Below are 17,367 nucleotides of genomic sequence, written 5' to 3' on the forward strand. Positions count from 1 at the left end.
GCATCCCTGTCTTTAGTTTGGCAGGCAGTCTGCCTGGTTAGGCATCCGCCGGATTATTGTGCGCTGTTTTCGGGCCGCGGCTCTTCATGCTTGCCGGGCCAGAACGCCCAGCGGCCGCAGAGCATCGTGATCGCCGGCACCAGAAACGGCCGGACGATGAAGGTATCGAGCAGCACCCCGATGGCGGTAATGATGCCGAACTGCACCAGCACCTGAATCGGCAGGCTGGCCAGTACGGCGAACGTACCGGCCAGGATCAGGCCGGCGGAGGTAATAACCGCTCCGGTCTCATTGACCCCCTCGGCAATTGCCTGCTTCAGCGGCATCCGTTTACGCTTTTTCCAGATGCTTGAGATCATAAAGATATTATAGTCTTCTCCAAGCGCTACCAGGAATACGAAGGAATACAGCGGAATCGCCCCCTGGATCGCATCTGCACCCAGCACATAATGAATAATAATCCAGCCGAGGCCAAGCGCAGAGAAAAAGGAGAGAATAACGGTTCCCACCAGATAGACGGTTGCCGTCACAGACCGCAGGTAGACCAGCAGGAGTATCGTAATCATGCCGATAACAACCGGAATAATCAGATCTGTATCACGCTCACCCAGCACTTTTGTATCGTATTGGGTAGCAGTCTGCCCGCTGACCCATACGCTGTCCTGTGCCTGAGCCTCTTCAAAGCCCGACTCCACCAAAGCCTGCTCTGCTGTATTCAGCAGTGCCGGAATATGGCTCATCGCCTCCAGGGAATACGGATTGTCCTTGAACTCCAGGTCAAAGCCGATAATCTGCGGATTCACCGCCCCCTGCTGCGCATCTGATACGGTATCCACGTAGGAAAGTCCTCCAAGAATCGTCTTGAAATCCTCTCCGCTGACCTCTCCCTTTGTATCAATGATCAGCTTGGCCGGAGCCAGCTCGCCCGGGGAGAACTGCGTGCCGATCAGATCAAAGCCTTGCCGGGATTCCATGTCCTCAGGGAATGAGGAAAGAATATCATAAGTAAACTTAATGCCGGTGGAGAAGGAGGCCAATACTCCCAGGCCGATAATCGTTACGGCTACTATCGTCCAAGGACGGGAAACCACCAGGCCGCCAATGCCTTTTGAACCGGACTTCTTCGGCTTCGGAGCCGGCTTGCCCTTGGCTCTGGCACGTTCCTCCTCCATTTGCGGCGTACGCGGCACGAACGGAAAGAATGACATCCGCCCGAAGATAGCCAGCAGCGCCGGCACCAGCGTCAGGCTGGCAATGCCCATAATCAGAATGGACACGCTGAACGGAACGGCGAAGCGGTGGTAGGCCCCGTATTTGGCCAGCAGCAGAGCGAACAGCGCCAGCACAACGGTGAAGCCGCTCATGGCAATAGCCCCGGAGGAATGGCTGATTGAGCTCAGCAGAGCCCGCCCTTTATTCTCCTCTACCTTGAGCATCTGGCGGAACCTCGAGATCAGGAACAGGCAGTAATCTGTTCCTGCGCCGAACAGCAGAACGGTCATAATAGAGATCGCCTGTGAATCTACAGTAATCCAGCCCTCTCTGGCCATGAGGCCGAGCAGCGGGCTTGTGACCCCGTAAGCAAAGCCCACGGCCACCAGAGGAATCAGCGCCAGAATCGGTGAGCGGTAGATCAGCAGCAGGAATACAAGCACTAGTACTACTGTTGCAATCAGCAGAGAGACATCGGCATCCTCAAACAAGCCTGTAGCATCAATCGAAATGCCGACTGGCCCGGATACACGCAGACTCAGTTCATTGCTGTCTACGCCTGCCGCAGCCGGATCACTGCCTGTTTCTTCACGGACCAGTGCCTTCAGCTCCGTTATACCCTCCCCCAGCTTATCACTGTCCGCCGACTTGTCGAACAGCACTGGTGTAACCAGTGTGCTGCGGTCCTCAGAAAGAGAAGCCTGCAGCGCCTGCGGCGGCAGCTGGCCCAGCGGAGGAACAAAATTCTGGGAGGGCAGCGGCTGCTGCTCCAGCTTACCGTATACCGCAATAATATGTAATAAGTCCTGCTCTGATAATCCTCCTTCCCTGTGCCATACTAACAAGGCAGGGACGCCGCTGCCGCCAGGAAACTCCTGTTCAGCAACAACCGCCGCACGGACCGACTGTGAGTCATCCGGAAGGTTCTGTGCATTGTTGACTACCTGTGAATTTACGGAAGGCCATAACAGCGTAAGCACTCCCACCAGCACGATCCAGATCAGCAATGTGATCCATTTTGTAATACGGCCAGCCACCCATTTCCCGTAGCCCGACATCCTATTCATCCTCTCTTTGCCCCGGCTCTTCTTAAAAATGAGCCGCGGGTCATTTTCTCTCCATATCATATATACCCTGAAAATTTTAAGCAAATCTTTTTTTTGAAAATGGCGCTTCAAAGCTTAGCTTTGCCACTCTCCGCCAAATAAAAACACCGCCCCTGTAAATACAGGAGCGGTGCCGGTAAAGAGTGATATAAGGCGTAATTTAGCCGGCGTCAGGCAGATCATCGCCGGAGAACTGGCTGTTATAGAGATCGGCATAGAAGCCGTCCTGCTCCAGCAGCTCGACATGGGTACCCTTTTCAATTACACTGCCCTGGTTCATGACCAGAATGAGATCGGCATCGCGGATCGTCGACAGCCGGTGGGCAATCACGAAGCTCGTTCTGCCGGTCATTAGCGTCTTCATCGCCTTCTGGATCTGCACTTCAGTCCGTGTATCGACGCTGCTGGTCGCTTCATCCAGAATCAGGATTGACGGATCGGCCAGAATGGCCCGGGCAATCGTCAGCAGCTGCTTCTGGCCCTGGGAGATATTCGACGCCTCCTCATTCAGGATCGTATCATAGCCGAGCGGCAGCGTACGGATGAAGTGGTCGGCATGAGCAGCCTTAGCTGCGCGTACGACATCGGCTTCCGTAGCACCTTCGCGGCCGTACGCGATATTATCGCGGATCGTGCCGTTGAACAGCCAGGTATCCTGCAGCACCATCCCGAATTTGCTGCGCAGCTCGCTGCGCTTCATCTGGGTGATGTTCACACCGTCAATAACGATCTCGCCGCCGCTGATTTCATAGAAGCGCATCAGCAGGTTAATCAGCGTCGTTTTGCCGGCACCGGTCGGTCCGACAATTGCAATCGTCTGTCCCGGCTTAACATCGATGTTCATGTCTTCAATCAGAATCGCATCCGGCTTGTAGCCGAACTTCACATGACGGAATTCAACAGCACCCTCTTCAGCACCGGCGGCAGGCTTAGACCGGGATACTGAGGTTTCCGGAACTTCCTCCTCTTCGTCGAGCAGTTCAAAAACACGCTCGGCTGAAGCAATCGTCGACTGAATGATGTTGGCGATATTCGCGGTCTGGGTAATCGGCATTGTGAACTGGCGCGAATACTGGATAAAGGCCTGGATATCACCGACTTCGATTACCTTACGGGTTACAAAAATCCCGCCGACTACACAGACAAGCACGTAGCCAAGGTTACCGATGAACATCATCAGCGGCATGATCATCCCGGACATGAACTGCGAACGCCAGCCGGAGTTGTAAAGATCATCGTTGATTTTGTTGAATTCGCTGAGCGACTGCTGCTCACGGCCGAAGGCCTTGACGATCCGGTGTCCGGTATACATCTCCTCAACATGGCCGTTCAGCTGGCCGAGTGATTTCTGCTGGCCGATGAATTGTCCCTGGGAACGCTTCGTAATCGCTATAATAACCACAAAGCTCAGCGGCAGAGTAATGATTGTAATCAGGGTCAGCCACGGGCTGATTGTCAGCATCATGATGATAACCCCGATAATCGTCACGATGGACGTGATCAGCTGCGTCAGGCTCTGCTGCAGCGTTGTGCTGATATTATCCACATCATTGGTTGCACGGCTGAGGATTTCCCCGTGGGTACGCGAATCAAAATATTTCAGCGGCAGGCGCTCAAGCTTGCTGTTAACCTGCTCCCGCATATCAAAGACAACCTTCTGCGCCACTCCGGCCATTACATACTGCTGTACGTAGCTGAATAAAGAGCTGAACAGATACAATCCGCCGAGGATAAGCAGAATATTATTCACATAACCAAAATCAATGGCCGCTCCCTCCACACCCGTCAGCATTCCGTAGGCGCCTTCGAACAGCTTGGTTGTAGCCTTCCCCATTACCTTCGGACTAAAAATGCTGAATACGGTACTGGCTATAGCCGTGATTAAGACGACAAGCAGCTGCACCTGGCGCGGACGCAGGTACGTGATTAGCCGGCGGAGCGTGCCCTTGAAATCCTTGGCCTTCTCCGGAGGCATTCCCATGCCGGGACCGCCGGGTCCAGGGCCGAAGCCGCCGCGCCGTGCCGGAGGCTTCACTTGCTGATTTCTTTCACTCATGCTATTTCCTCCTCTGACAACTGCGAGGATACAATCTCGCGGTACACTTCGCTATTCTCCATCAGCTCGCGGTGATTACCGATGCCTGCTACCCGGCCTTCATCCAGCACAATAATCCGGTCAGCGTCCATAACCGTGCTGACCCGCTGTGCAACGATCAGCACGGTCGATTCCGTGGTCTCCTCCTTCAGGGCAGCGCGCAGCTTGGCATCTGTCTTGAAGTCAAGTGCGGAGAAGCTGTCATCGAACAGGTATACTTCCGGCTTGCGGACCAGAGCCCGGGCAATCGACAATCGCTGCTTCTGGCCGCCGGAGACATTGCTGCCGCCCTGGGCAATCTGCGAACCGAAGCCTTCCTTCATCGCCGATACGAAATCATAAGCCTGGGCCACCTTGGCTGCATGCAGGATCTCCTCATCGGTTGCATCGTCTTTTCCGTAACGGATATTTTCATTAATTGTACCGGTAAACAGTACAGCCTTTTGCGGAATGTAGCCGATCTTGCTGCGCAGATCCTCCTGCGTCATCTCGCGGACATCCACGCCGTCTACACGTACAGCACCTTCTATAACATCATAGAACCGCGGGATCATGCTGAGCAGCGTGGATTTACCTGAGCCGGTACCGCCGATAATCGCGGTAATCTCACCCGGCCGGGCGCTGAAGCTGATGCCGGACAGCGCCGGCTGCTCCGCTCCCGGATAAGAGAAGGAGACGTTGTCGAACTCTACGTAGCCGCGCAGGCCGTCGCGTCCATCCAGCTTGGTGGCATCTGACGTAGCCAGAAGGTCTCCTGCTGTCGGATCAATAATCTCCGGCTTCATATCAAGCACCTCATTGATCCGCAGCGCCGAAGCGGAGGCCCGGGGAATCAATACGAACATCATGGAAACCATAATCAGAGAGAACATAATCTGCATGGCATATTGGATAAAGGCCATCAGTGAGCCGACCTGCAGGTCGCCGTCACCGATCCGGATACCGCCGTAATACAGAATGCCGATCATCGAGAAGTTCATGACCAGCATCATAATCGGCATCAGGCCGGCCATGATTTTATTAACCTTAATCGCTGTATCCGTGAGATCCCTGTTGGCTGCAGTAAAGCGTCTGTTCTCATGCTCAATCCGGTTAAAGGAACGGATAACCCGGATACCGGTCAGATGCTCACGCAGCACCCGGTTCAGGTTGTCCAGCTTCACCTGGATCGCTTTGAACAGCGGCAGGCCCTTCATTCCGATCAGGAAAATCGCTCCAACCAGCACCGGAATGACAACAACAAAGATCAGGGACAGCTTGGCATCCTCAGATACCGCCATAATAATCCCCCCGATCATCATCATCGGAGCGCCGACCATCATACGCAGCATCATAGTCAATACAGTCTGAACCTGTGTAATATCGTTAGTAGTGCGGGTAATCAGCGAGGCAGTGCCCAGCTTATCAAATTCATGCAGTGTGAAATTCTCTACATGCTCAAACATCCGTGAACGGGTATTTCTGCCGAAGCCGGCAGCCACCTTGGCTGAAAGATAACTGGCAATTACCGAACACAGCGCACCGCCGCCGGCCACCAGCAGCATGTAACCGCCAATTCTCCAGATGTAGGAACGGTCTCCCTCAACAATCCCTTTATCCACAATGTCAGACATCAGGGTTGGGAGGTACAGATCTCCCATGGATTGCAAAAAGACCAGAATCAGTACCGCTGCTACGCCCAACCGAAAGGGTCTCAGCCCTTTTAACAATTTAATCATTCTTCTCATCTCCGTTCCTTTGTAACAGGTCTAAATCCGGCCGCGGATTCTCTTCGATGAATGTCTGCACCTTCATCAGCAGGTCTGCTAGAAGGTTGCTCTCTTCTTCACCCAAATATTCCACCAGCTTACCCAGTGAAGCATCCATATGATTCCGCGCTTTTCTGGTCACAATCCTGCCCTGCTCCGTCAGCCGGATCCGCACCACTCTGCGGTCAGAAGGATCCGGCTGGCGCTCTACCATGTCTTTGGCCTCAAGACTGTTAATCAGCTGGGTAACTGTAGGAGGTGTGATTTCCAGCAGCCGGCTGATTTCGGAAACCTTGAGCCCCTCCTCAGGTGAGCGTGATTTCCTGGCGAGGCATATCAATAAAGTCAGTTCACTCGGCTTATGGCCGTCTACCGTCTGATGCACATGTGCTTTGCGCAGCTGGCGCAGGGCCATAAACAGCCGTTGTGCGACTGGATTTTCGCTCTCTATCCCAATGAATCCCGCCTCCTCACTTTTAGTTAGGTCTACTAATAATTAAATACAATATTAATTAGGCTACCTAATTATATTTTCAGGCCATTCCTTTGTCAATTCTTAAAACCGCTTACAAGTTTTACAGAACGGAGAACAGCTTTTTGCCGCCGTCCGCACGCAAAAACTCCTCCGCCCTGAAGGCGGAGGAGTCTGTATAATCGAGCTATACTGTTCAGAAGGACCGCACGGCAATGCCGGAGAGCGGGCGCTCCTCCTCAGCCGGGCCCTGCTTTTTTGCCAGACCTGTAATAAGCTCACTGTACTTGATCAGCTGCTGTCCGGATGCTTCCCCGCGGTTTGCCTCAAACAAGGCTACACAATCAATCATATCCCTGGCGCTGTTCAGCTGAACGGCTGTCTTGAGGCATTGCAGAATGTACGTTACACCCAGCCGGATCTGCCCGCGTTCTAAATAATAGGCAGCCAGCTGATAGCCGAGCCGGTAAATGCGGTCAATATTAATATAATCCTTGAATTGGTCGAAGCCGGCCATCTCCCTGGAAAACCGCTCCAGCACATGATCGGCAGAGAAGCCAAAGCGGTTGGCAGCCTCCAGAATGCTGACCAGACCGGCCAGCACCTCAGAGGGATGCTCAGCCAGATAAGCAGTATACTCCGGCAAGACATCAATATTCCCCTTGAGAAGCTCCAGTGTATACCGGTTGCCGGTTGCAAATGATTTGAAGGCATCCACCAGGCGCAGCCCCTCATCATCGAGCATTTCAAACCAGCTGAGGTCGGCATACAGATCCGTGAAAGCTAAAGCTTCCTCGTACTTTCCCTGTTTGGTGAGCGCGGTAGCCTTCAGAAGATGCCCCTGGGCATAATACAGCACCAGCGGCCGCAGCAGCTGAAGCTCTTCAGCGCGCCTGCCGGTCTTTTTCCATAGCTGCTCCCGGTAGATTCCGGTTGCCAGGCTTCTGAGTTCATCGCTGTACTTCCCCATATCACTCCATCTGTGCAGGGAAAAGCAGACATTGGATAGCTTCAGCAGCCCTTCAAGCTGCAGATGCTCCGGCAGACGCCCGCGGAACGGCTCAAAGGCGATGACCGCCCGCAGCATTTCTTCCATATCCGCAATCACGCCAAGCGCCTTAAAGATCCGGTATTGGCTGACAGCCAGTCTTTCAGAGTAGCTGTCCGGTTCTTGCTCCACAATGATTTTATAAAGAGCCCTGGATTCCTGAATCAGCCCGGAGGTGAACAATTTCTCTGCTACCGAGTAGATGACATCCAGCGGCTTCGGATATTCCATGATCCGGTTTATAACTTCGTCTACACACTGCTGGCGGCCGGCGGCAGCACAGCGTATCAGAAAGGGTTCTACCCTGCGACGTGAGACTCTCTCTTCGTTGAAGCATTCATCTATATACAGCGGATAGAACCAGCCTTCCGGATAGCCAAAGGCCTCTGTTAACGCATCCAGCTGCCCCAGAGACACCGGCTTAGGGGGATTACCGTGGAGAATAGCGCTTAGACTGCCGCGGTTGAGGCCGGAAACTTTAGCAAACGAAGCGAGGCTGTGCCCGGAGCGGGACAGATTCCCCTCAATTTCAGAACGTAATGTTGTCAGTTTGTTCTCCATGCGGCATCCTCCTCCGCAAACCAATATTTAGACTTCTTATTAATTCCATTATAGGTAATGGCTATTGAAAGCACAACAAAAGGGCCCCGCTATATGCGGGACCTCAGGAGATAAGCCAGGTTAAAGGAACGCCGGATGGGCCTTATTATTGCTGCAGTGCTGACTTGCGTCTTACCCGTTTGCTTTTGGTCAGGGTTCCGTAGGGGGCCGGCTCATTCTGGCGGCTCCTCAGGCTCTCCATCATTTTGTTCTGGGCCAGAACAATATATCCGTCCAGACGCTGACTCAGCTCTACCACCATATGATCGCTAAGGCTGCGTTCCTGTGCGACCTCCAGCAGCTCACTTCTAAGGCTCTCTATAGTTAAAAACAACTCATCTTCTCGGTAATCGTTTCGATCTTCATGGGAACTGTGGTAATACTTCATCATTCAGTCACCTGCCCTCTATCAACTTCTTTCCTATCATAAGGCATGATGCCAAAAAACATATTTTGAAAAAAAAGAAAAAAATGTCGGATATATCATAGAAAGTTTTACATTTATTTCATTTTATCACTTTTTTGCGGCGGAAGATAGAGCTCCCCGAGAACCTTCATGGCAAAAGCGATCCATTCCCGCGCAGCAAACGACAAATAACGGTCTCTGCGCCAAATCATGCCCAGCTGCCAGGGAATCACCGGGTCTGACAGAGGGATAACCGCTATCCGTGTACGGTCGATATCACGGCAGATGGTCTCCGGCAGCAGTGCGATGCCCATCCCGGCCTCGACCATCCTGCTGATCAGGTCCCACTGAGAGCTCTCATAAACAACATTTGGCTGAAACCCGGCTTTTACACATTCGGTAATAATCCGGTCATGCAGGGCAAAATCCTCACGGAACAGCACGAACTCCTCTGCTTCCAGATCCCTGAGCGCAACACTTTCTTCAGCCGCCAGACGGTGGCCTGCCGGTACGAGCAGCTCCAGCTTCTCTTCAACAAAGGTAAAGCAGTGAAATTTCGCCGTATCCGCCGGAAGCACAACCGCTCCGATGTCCAGCAGTCCCGTCTCCACATCATCAGCTACCTTCTTGGCTCCGTCTTCATGCAGCCGGATGGTCACATCAGGATACCGCCGGTGGAACTCCCCGATCACTGCCGGGAAAAAGCTCGCCCCCACCATCGGCGGCAGGCCGATCCGGATATGTCCGCGCTGCAGCTTGCGCAGCCCGTCCAGCTCGCTGGACAGATTAGCGAAGGACTCAACGATGTTCTGCGCCTTGGCCAGCAGGATCTCGCCCGCATCGGTCAGCCTGATGCTTTTGCCTTCGCGGTAAAACAGTTCGGCACCCAGCTCCTCTTCAAGATTACGGATCATCTTGCTGATCGTGGGCTGGGTAATGAACAGCGATTCCGCCGCTCTGGTAAAGCTGTTCAGCCTTGCTGCCTGCACAAAATATTGCAATTGTCTGATATCCAAACGCTCCACCTCATCTATAGACAAAAGGAATGTCACTTATTCAATCTATTCATTTTACCTATGAAAATAATTGTTGTAAACTTTCAGTATATTGAAAGGGGCGAAGCCTTATGAAAAAACTGACTACAGGCTTGCTGCAGGTTGCCGGACTTACGATCTTCTCCATGCTGATTAATACACTGACTCCGCTGCTGCATCTGCCCATCCCGGGAAGCATCATCGGCATGCTTATATTATTTCTGCTACTAGAGGCCGGAGCGGTCCGCCTGAGCTGGGTGGAGGTCGGTGCCTCGTGGCTGCTGGCTGAGCTGCTGCTGTTCTTTATTCCCTCCGCTGTCGGAGTGATGAAATATACCAGTCTGCTTGAGGTGAACGGCCTGCAGGTGCTGGCTGTTGTACTGGTCGGCACCTTTGCCGTCATGGCCGGTTCTGGCCTGCTGACAGGCGCTATCTATAAAGTAAAGGAGCGTAGAGGCTCATGATTACCGGAATGGTTCTGCTTGGACTCACGCTTCTAATCTACCTGCTGGCCAAACGGGTATACGCCTCCAGCGGCAAAATGTATTTTTCACCGCTCATTCTTACTCCGCTGATTATTATCGGCGTACTGCTGGTGACAGGTATTCCATATGAATCCTACAATGCGGGAGGCAAATGGCTGACAGATCTGCTGCAGCCGGCAACCATCGCCTTTGCAATCCCACTCCATAAGAACTTCAAGGTGCTCAAAAAGCACGCCGCCGAAATTGCGGCAGGCGTGCTGTCAGGAACGGTTATTGCGGTGCTCTCCTCGATGCTGCTGGCTAAATGGCTGCATTTAAGCGGCGAACTGGCTACCAGTCTCGTGCCCCGCTCAGTAACTACCCCGATTGCCATGAGCATCTCCCAAAGCATTGGGGGCGTTCCCAGCATCACGGCCGTTTTTGTAATCTTGACCGGTGTGCTGGGAACAATGATGGGACCTTCTGTCCTGCGCCTCTTCCGCATTGACAACGAAATTGCGCGCGGTGTATCGCTGGGAACCGCGGCGCACGGTACCGGCACCTCCAAGGCTTTTGAGCTTAGCTCGCTGACCGGCACCATCTCAAGTATTTCTATGATACTGGCTGCGCTGTTCTCCATCGGCCTCGCGCCCGCGCTGCTCACTGTTTTCCTCCACTAGGCCGACCCTGCTTGGGCCAAAGGCCGTCAGCTCCTTACTCAGGAGCTGACGGCCTTTTTCTTGTCTGCTTACAGCTTGACCGGCAAGCCGCTCTGCGCCGATTCAAAGGCTGCACAGGTTACCTTAAGCGTCTTGTAGCCATCCTCGTAGTCACTGAGAATCCGCGAGCGGTCCCCTGTACGCACGGCATGCAGGAATGCTTCACTCTCTCTGAGATAAGGATTGCCTGTATTGACATATTCCTCGCTGCTTCCTCCCCGTGATTCCAGGAGACGCTCCGGATTCCAGTCCAGCAGCCCGTTGTCATTATAGAAGCTGATCCCGCTGCGGCCTACGCCATCCGGCAGCACGCAGGTGTTCGATATATTAGCAATAACGCCGCTGGCAAGCTTCAGTGAGACGGTTCCCACGTCAGCCACGGTTACCCCGTCATGCTTCTCATGCATAATCCGGTTGCCGAACAGCCCGTACACCTCGGTCACTTCCCCTGAGAGATAACGCAGCAGGTCAACAATATGGGTGGTCTGCTCGGTGAACTGTCCGCCGGACTGCTCCTGATTGCGCCACCAGGCCACGCCCGGCATGCCGCCCATCCACTGGCCGACAATCATCCCTACCTTATCACCCGCAAGTGCCGCCTTCAGCCGCTGAATATTCTCCTGATACCGGAAATGGTAGCCGACCGAGGTCAGCAGGTTCTTTTCTTTAATCTCCTGCAGCAGGCTCGCCGGGATTTCCGTGCTTGATCCGAGCGGCTTCTCGATGAAGAACGGAATCTCCCGCTTGATCAGCGCCCGTTCAATCGCCCCGTGCGATTGCGGCGGCACACAGATATAGACCGCATCAAGCTTATGGGCATCCAGCATGTCCGTTATTTCGCCATAGCCCTCAGCGCCATACGGCCGGGCCATCTCTTCCCCTTTGGCTTTACTGCTGCCGCAGACGGCTGCCAGGTTCACATCCTCCATCCCCGCCAGCAAATCCGCATGAACCTTGGAGAACCAGCCGGTGCCTACAATCCCTATGTTTAGTGTCATCTTTTTCCTCCCGTGGGTGCTATATAAAATGAGTTCAAGCATTCCAATCTGGCGCAGGGCGACTACAGGGAATGTTTGGACTTCCGGCCGCTGTTGTCTGCAGATTTCTTTAATTTAAACCGCTGCTCGCGGTGGAAATCCGCAGACAGCATATGCTTCCGTAGCTAGCTTTTCTTCGAAAAGCTTTCAGGCGGACGCTGACGCTCCTACAGTTCCAAACTTCCCCTCCGCCGCTTCCCGCCTTATTGTAGTCTTAAAAATCATTTCAGATAGCTGATTTTTATTCCGCCTAAAAGGAACAGCCTATTATAGGTGTGTTTCTATAATTATTAGTTATTATAAGCGCTTACGTGATGAGAAGGTAGTCCTGCCATTCATCCGGGAGCAGCTGGCGGTAAGGATACTGGAGAAAACGGTCGTCGGCAAGGATAATAACTCCGTTGTCGCTCTCGCTTCGGATCAGCCGGCCTCCCGCCTGCAGCACCTTGCACATACCCGGATAGACATAGGCGTAGTCGAAGCCATTCTTGCCGGCGGACTGGAAATAGCTGCGCAGCAAATTACGCTCAAGCCCCACCTGCGGCAGGCCGACGCCTACCACCATTACGCCGTTCAGCCGGTCGCCCGGAAGATCCACTCCCTCCGAGAATATCCCGCCCAGCACGGCAAAGCCGAGCAGTGTCTGCGGATTATCCGGACGGAACGAGGCGAGGAAGCCCTCCCGCTCCGGCTCGCTCATTCCGGTGCTCTGCACCAAAGTAGGCACCTCAGGATACTTTTCGGCGAACAGCTCATAGACACTCTGCAAATACGCATACGAAGGGAAGAAGACCAGATAGTTGCCCTTACGGGCTGTCATTCCCTTCAGAGCATCACAAAGCGGGCCCAGCGAGGCTTCCCGTTCCCGGTATCTGGTGGAAACCGGAAGCACTGATACCTCCCACTGCTCTTTATGGAACGGCGAAGGCACAGTAAGGCTGTAGTCCTCCTCTTTGGCTCCGGTCATATCCCGGTAATAAGAGAGCGGCGTGAGGGTTGCCGAGAAAAGAATCTGGCTGCGGAAGCTCTTAGCCATCTGCTGCAGCAGATGGGAAGGGTCCAGATTGAACAGCTTCAGGCAGACATCGCCGCGCCGCACCTCCGCGTAGGTAATATAGCGTTCATCATAGGTTTTGAACGTACGCAGCATATTCTGCACGGCAAAGAAGACATCCAGGAGCCCCTCCCCCTCTTCCTCCGCATCTCCGGATGCAGGAAGCAGGGCAGAAGGCGACAGCAGCTCGGCCTCTGCCTCCAGAGAAAAGGCTTCAAGCAGTTCCGGCAGCTCCTCGGGATAGGCGCTCCATTGTCCCTCTCCGTCTTCACTGCAGGTTTTGCGCAGAGCTATGAAAAAGGCATTGACTGCCTTAGCCGCAGCACTGAGCGCCTTGTTTACACCCTTATACTGACGCTGTAGGGCAAGAAAAGGAGCTTTTGTCAGCTCAGCCGAATACATGGACCTCCCGCGGTCAACCAGATTATGCGCCTCATCAACCAGCAGCACCGTCCGCCGCTTCCGCTCCTCGGGCAGGCGTTTGAGGCTGATCCGCGGGTCATATATATAGTTATAGTCGCAGATCACTGCATCGCAGGCATACGCTGTATCCAGCGAAAATTCGAACGGACAGACCTCATGCCTCCTCGCATAGCGGGAGATAACCTCCTGTGTCATCAGCTTCTCATGCTCAAGCATGTCCAGGACTGCCCCGTTGATCCGGTCATAATAGCCCTCTCTGTAGGGGCAGCTCTCTTTGCTGCATACCCCCTCCTCCTTAAAGCAGGCCTTGTCTTTGGCGGTAATCGTAATGACATGCAGCTGAAGCCCCTGGTCAAGCAGCATCCCGATGGCATCCTGGGCTGCCAGCCGGTTGACGGTCTTGGCCGTCAGATAGAACAGCCCCGCCGCCCTGCCTTCCCCCATTGCCTTGAGTGCCGGAAAGAGGGTAGACATCGTTTTTCCAATTCCCGTCGGCGCCTGTGCGAACAGATTAACACCTTCTATAACCGACTTATAAACCGCCGCCGCAAAATGCCGCTGTCCGCTCCGGTAAGCCGGAAAAGGAAACCCCAGCGCCCGGATACTGCTGTCCCGCTCCTCTGCGTGACGGACCTGCAGCTGTGCATAAGGAGCGTACCCGGCAACTGTCTCAGCGGCAAACACCTGCAGCTCGGCAAGTGTTACGTTCCTGTACAGGCTCTGCTGCGTTTCGCCGCCGCGCCTGACATAGGTCAGCTTTACTCTGATATCCGTAAGCTCATGGTCCAGACAGATGATATAGGCATACATGAGCGCCTGTGCCCAGTGCACCTCCTTACCTGCAAAATCCGGCTCCGGCAGCTCACCCGTAGATTTGATCTCCTCTACGGTTACAGCTCCATCTTCCCCGGTCAGCAGGCCGTCACAGCGCCCGTCAACAATAAACAGCAGCCCCTCATGCGGGATCTCTGTCTTCAAATAGACCTCTTTGCGGTCACCTTCCTTATATTGCTTCTGTATATGCTGATGAATACGTGTCCCCTCGGCCATCGCCGCACTGCTGTGAAAGCCCGGCATAAGGCTGCCGCTGCTGAATACATATTCCACCAATGACCTTACTGATATGGAAATTTCCGCAAAATGCATTTGTAGAGCCCGCCTCCATCCATTCCCTCGCCTTTTTTTGGCGCGAACCGCTGTTTTCATGCTTTTCAGCCCGTATATGCGCATCTGAGTACGATAATATCCGGTTCACGGCAACCCATCATTTATTACGCAGTCCACATCGGTTATACGGCATTTCTGTTTTTTGACATTCACCATCCAGCGCGGCATAATAAGGTCTATTAATATAGGAATTCTCTTGCCCAAGCGCTGCATCCTTCCAGCCGGGAAGCGGCGGCTTATCACTTAGAAAGAAGGCGAAGCTGTGTCATCCCTTACTATTAAACGGTGGTTAGTCAAACCATTCGTGTTTTTTACGCTGATTTTCATACTCAAAAGCTTCCTGGCCTGGGGCGTTATCTTCGGGGATCTGCTGTCCTGGAAATCGCTGATTACCGAAATCCCCTTTATCTGGGCGTTGTTTTGCCTGATTGAGGCCTTTGCCTCAAAACGGAAGCTCGGACTGTATATGCTGGTCAATCTCCTTGTGACGGCCATCTTTTTTGCAGCCATTATGTACTTTAAATATTACGGGGTTATTGTCACCTACCAGGCGGCAGAGCAGGTTAACCAGGTTACCGCAGTACGCAACAGCGTCTTTTCACTGATGGACCCTTATTATCTGCTGATCTTTTCCGATATTATCATCTTTGGCATTTATTTCTTCTTCAACAAGAAGGGCCGCAGCTACAAAAAAGAAAACATCAACCGCCGCAGCGGCAATTCCAGATTCTCCTACAGCCTGCTGTTCGCGGTATCGCTTGGTCTCTGCCTGTTCAATGTCCTGCCTAATAAGGCCAGCATGAACGAAATCAAGAAAGCCCAGGAGATGGGACTCCTTAATTATGAGGTCTATGCGATTTTTGCTCAAGACAAACCGGAGCTCGTTCAGGCCAGCGAAATTACGCAGGATGTCATCAATGAGGTAAAAGGCATTGATCCTGCGGCAGTCTCTCCGTTCGAGGGAGCAGCCAAGGGCAAAAACCTGATTATCATCCAGCTTGAATCATTCCAGAACTTTCTGCTGGGGCTTACCCTCGACGGCAAGGAAATTACGCCTAACCTGAACAGTCTGATGAAAGACAGCCTGTATTTCCCCAACTTCTACCAGATGGTCGGCCAGGGAAATACCTCAGATGCGGAATTCGTAGTCAACTCCTCCTTCTACATTCCGCCGAAGGGTGCGGCAACGATGTCTTATGTTGATAAGAAGCTTCCGAGTCTTCCGCGCCTCCTGCAGGACAGCGGCTACCAGACGGCGACCTTCCACACCAATGACGTGGAGTTCTGGAACCGCGGAGAGCTGTACAAGGCGCTCGGCTTCGAGAACTATTATGACCATAAGTTTTTCGGGGATGAGGATACCTTCTTCTTCGGCCCGTCCGATGAAGTGCTCTACCGTAAAACCGCTGATAAGCTGAAGGAAATGGATGCTGACGGCAAACCGTTCTACGCTCAGGTCATTTCGATGTCTGCCCATCACCCGTTCACGATTCCGGAAGAGAAATACCAGATGAAGCTGCCGGAGCGTTATGAGGGCACCTTTGTCGGCGACTATGTCCGTTCCCAGAACTACGCAGACTATGCCTTTGGACAGTTTGTTAATGAGCTCAAAGCCAGCGGCGTCTGGGATGACAGCCTGATTATGGTATACGGAGACCACATGGGCCTGCCGATCTATTCCCTTGATCATGACGACAAGCAGCTGATGGAAGAAATCTACGGGCACGAGTACGAGTATGCGAATATGCTGAACATTCCGCTTATTATTCACGAGGAAGGCAGCCTTGAGCCGCAGACGCTGGAGCAGGTTGGCGGAGAAGTGGATATTATGCCTACTGCAGCAAGCCTGTTGGGGGTATCAATGGACGGCAACATTCACTTCGGCCAGGATCTGACCGCACAGACCTACAATCTGCTGCCTCAGCGTTACTATCTGCCGACCGGCTCATTCATTTCCAGCTCCGCGCTGCTTATTCCCGGCAACAGCTTCGAGGATAACACGCAGTACCGGCTGGCCGCCGGCGGACAGAATCCTGCCGGAACGGAAGACGAATATAACCGTGCGCTCCGGTTACGCCAGCTGTCAGACAGCTATGTGACCCAGCTGCCGGATAAAGCACCTGCAGCGGAATAGTTCGCCAGGAATAACAACAAACAGCCAGACTCCGTTACCGGGGCCTGGCTGTTTTGTATTTCAATAACAAGCCCGCAGAATATCAATACTTAACGCTCCTGCTTCTCCAGCAGCGCATAGTATTCAGCGAACTTCTCCAGTTCCTCCGGCTTCAGAATTGCCAAATGCTCGGTCAGCAGAACCAGCGAACGGTTTTGCGCTTCCTTGAGCAGCTCTTCACCTTTTTCGGTAAGTGTTACGGTTACGGCTCTGCGGTCATTCTCATCAGGCACGCGGGTCGTAAGGTCCAGCAGCTCCAGACGGTCCAGCATAACGGTTACAGCACTCGACTTCACATCGAGCTGGTCTGCCAGCTGAATGACCCGCGCCTTTTGTTCACGGGCAATGATATGCAGCAGGTGAAATTGCGGCACGGTAAGGCCAATTTCTTTATGCAGAGACATCTGCGACGTTATTTTACGCTGTACTCTCCACATGGATAATCCGAGGGCTTCTATCAACGGATCGATTTTCTGTGCCATCTCTTCACTCCACTCCGTTTGTCCTGCTTCAAGACTACCATTTTCAGCAGCAATGATTCAATGTTTTTGTCGTTTGGACATGATTATAGTCATTGCATTATCAGATTTAAATCCTCTATTTCGAAAT

At 53.2% G+C, this 17,367-nt stretch carries 13 protein-coding genes; 3 read left to right on the forward strand and 10 right to left on the reverse strand.

Annotated features, from left to right (window positions below):
• Positions 1-53: 53 nt before the first annotated feature.
• From R70331_RS28630 to cidR, 7 genes are all read right to left on the reverse strand, one after another.
• Positions 54-2,279, reverse strand: a complete 2,226-nt coding sequence (locus R70331_RS28630; protein WP_156131210.1) for an MMPL family transporter — start codon at positions 2,277-2,279, stop codon at positions 54-56.
• Between the two features lie 199 nt (positions 2,280-2,478).
• On the reverse strand, positions 2,479-4,374 hold the full coding sequence (locus R70331_RS28635; RefSeq protein ID WP_042181432.1) for an ABC transporter ATP-binding protein: 1,896 nt from the start codon (positions 4,372-4,374) through the stop codon (positions 2,479-2,481).
• Positions 4,371-6,131: an ABC transporter ATP-binding protein gene (locus R70331_RS28640; RefSeq protein WP_042181434.1), complete on the reverse strand. Its 1,761-nt coding sequence runs from the start codon at positions 6,129-6,131 to the stop codon at positions 4,371-4,373. The genes R70331_RS28635 and R70331_RS28640 overlap by 4 nt, the downstream gene beginning before the upstream one ends.
• The gene (locus R70331_RS28645) at positions 6,124-6,576 is read right to left on the reverse strand and encodes a MarR family winged helix-turn-helix transcriptional regulator (RefSeq protein ID WP_042181435.1); all 453 of its coding nucleotides are present in this window, start codon (positions 6,574-6,576) and stop codon (positions 6,124-6,126) included. Before R70331_RS28645 ends, R70331_RS28640 begins: the two co-directional genes overlap by 8 nt.
• A gap of 253 nt (positions 6,577-6,829) precedes the next feature.
• The gene (locus R70331_RS28650; protein ID WP_042181437.1) at positions 6,830-8,242 is read right to left on the reverse strand and encodes a hypothetical protein; all 1,413 of its coding nucleotides are present in this window, start codon (positions 8,240-8,242) and stop codon (positions 6,830-6,832) included.
• A 145-nt stretch (positions 8,243-8,387) separates the two neighbouring features.
• A complete protein-coding gene (locus R70331_RS31340) occupies positions 8,388-8,672 on the reverse strand; it encodes an aspartyl-phosphate phosphatase Spo0E family protein (protein WP_081947790.1) in 285 nt (94 codons plus the stop codon).
• 110 nt (positions 8,673-8,782) lie between these two features.
• Positions 8,783-9,703, reverse strand: a complete 921-nt coding sequence (gene cidR / locus R70331_RS28655) for a cidABC operon transcriptional activator CidR (RefSeq protein WP_197071378.1) — start codon at positions 9,701-9,703, stop codon at positions 8,783-8,785.
• A 110-nt stretch (positions 9,704-9,813) separates the two neighbouring features.
• On the opposite strand from cidR, the gene R70331_RS28660 reads away from it, so the two are divergent.
• Both R70331_RS28660 and R70331_RS28665 read left to right on the forward strand, forming a co-directional pair.
• On the forward strand, positions 9,814-10,185 hold the full coding sequence (locus R70331_RS28660; protein WP_042181441.1) for a CidA/LrgA family protein: 372 nt from the start codon (positions 9,814-9,816) through the stop codon (positions 10,183-10,185).
• Positions 10,182-10,865, forward strand: a complete 684-nt coding sequence (locus tag R70331_RS28665) for a CidB/LrgB family autolysis modulator (protein WP_081947791.1) — start codon at positions 10,182-10,184, stop codon at positions 10,863-10,865. Before R70331_RS28660 ends, R70331_RS28665 begins: the two co-directional genes overlap by 4 nt.
• Positions 10,866-10,933: 68 nt before the next feature.
• On the opposite strand, the gene R70331_RS28670 is transcribed toward R70331_RS28665, so the two are convergent.
• Both R70331_RS28670 and R70331_RS28675 read right to left on the reverse strand, forming a co-directional pair.
• Positions 10,934-11,902 (reverse strand): Gfo/Idh/MocA family protein, encoded by a 969-nt coding sequence (locus tag R70331_RS28670; protein ID WP_042181443.1) that lies wholly within the window; start codon positions 11,900-11,902, stop codon positions 10,934-10,936.
• A gap of 346 nt (positions 11,903-12,248) precedes the next feature.
• Positions 12,249-14,564: an ATP-dependent DNA helicase gene (locus R70331_RS28675; protein WP_042181445.1), complete on the reverse strand. Its 2,316-nt coding sequence runs from the start codon at positions 14,562-14,564 to the stop codon at positions 12,249-12,251.
• Between the two features lie 283 nt (positions 14,565-14,847).
• Between R70331_RS28675 and R70331_RS28680 the strand changes: the two genes are divergently transcribed.
• Entirely contained in the window at positions 14,848-16,719 is a 1,872-nt protein-coding gene (locus R70331_RS28680; RefSeq protein WP_042181447.1) for an LTA synthase family protein, read from the forward strand.
• Between the two features lie 89 nt (positions 16,720-16,808).
• Here R70331_RS28680 and R70331_RS28685 read toward each other — a convergent pair whose 3' ends face one another.
• On the reverse strand, positions 16,809-17,240 hold the full coding sequence (locus R70331_RS28685) for a MarR family winged helix-turn-helix transcriptional regulator (RefSeq protein WP_052419255.1): 432 nt from the start codon (positions 17,238-17,240) through the stop codon (positions 16,809-16,811).
• Between the last annotated feature and the right edge of the window lie 127 nt (positions 17,241-17,367).

Source organism: Paenibacillus sp. FSL R7-0331, assembly GCF_000758645.1.
Classification (GTDB): domain Bacteria; phylum Bacillota; class Bacilli; order Paenibacillales; family Paenibacillaceae; genus Paenibacillus_AQ; species Paenibacillus_AQ camerounensis.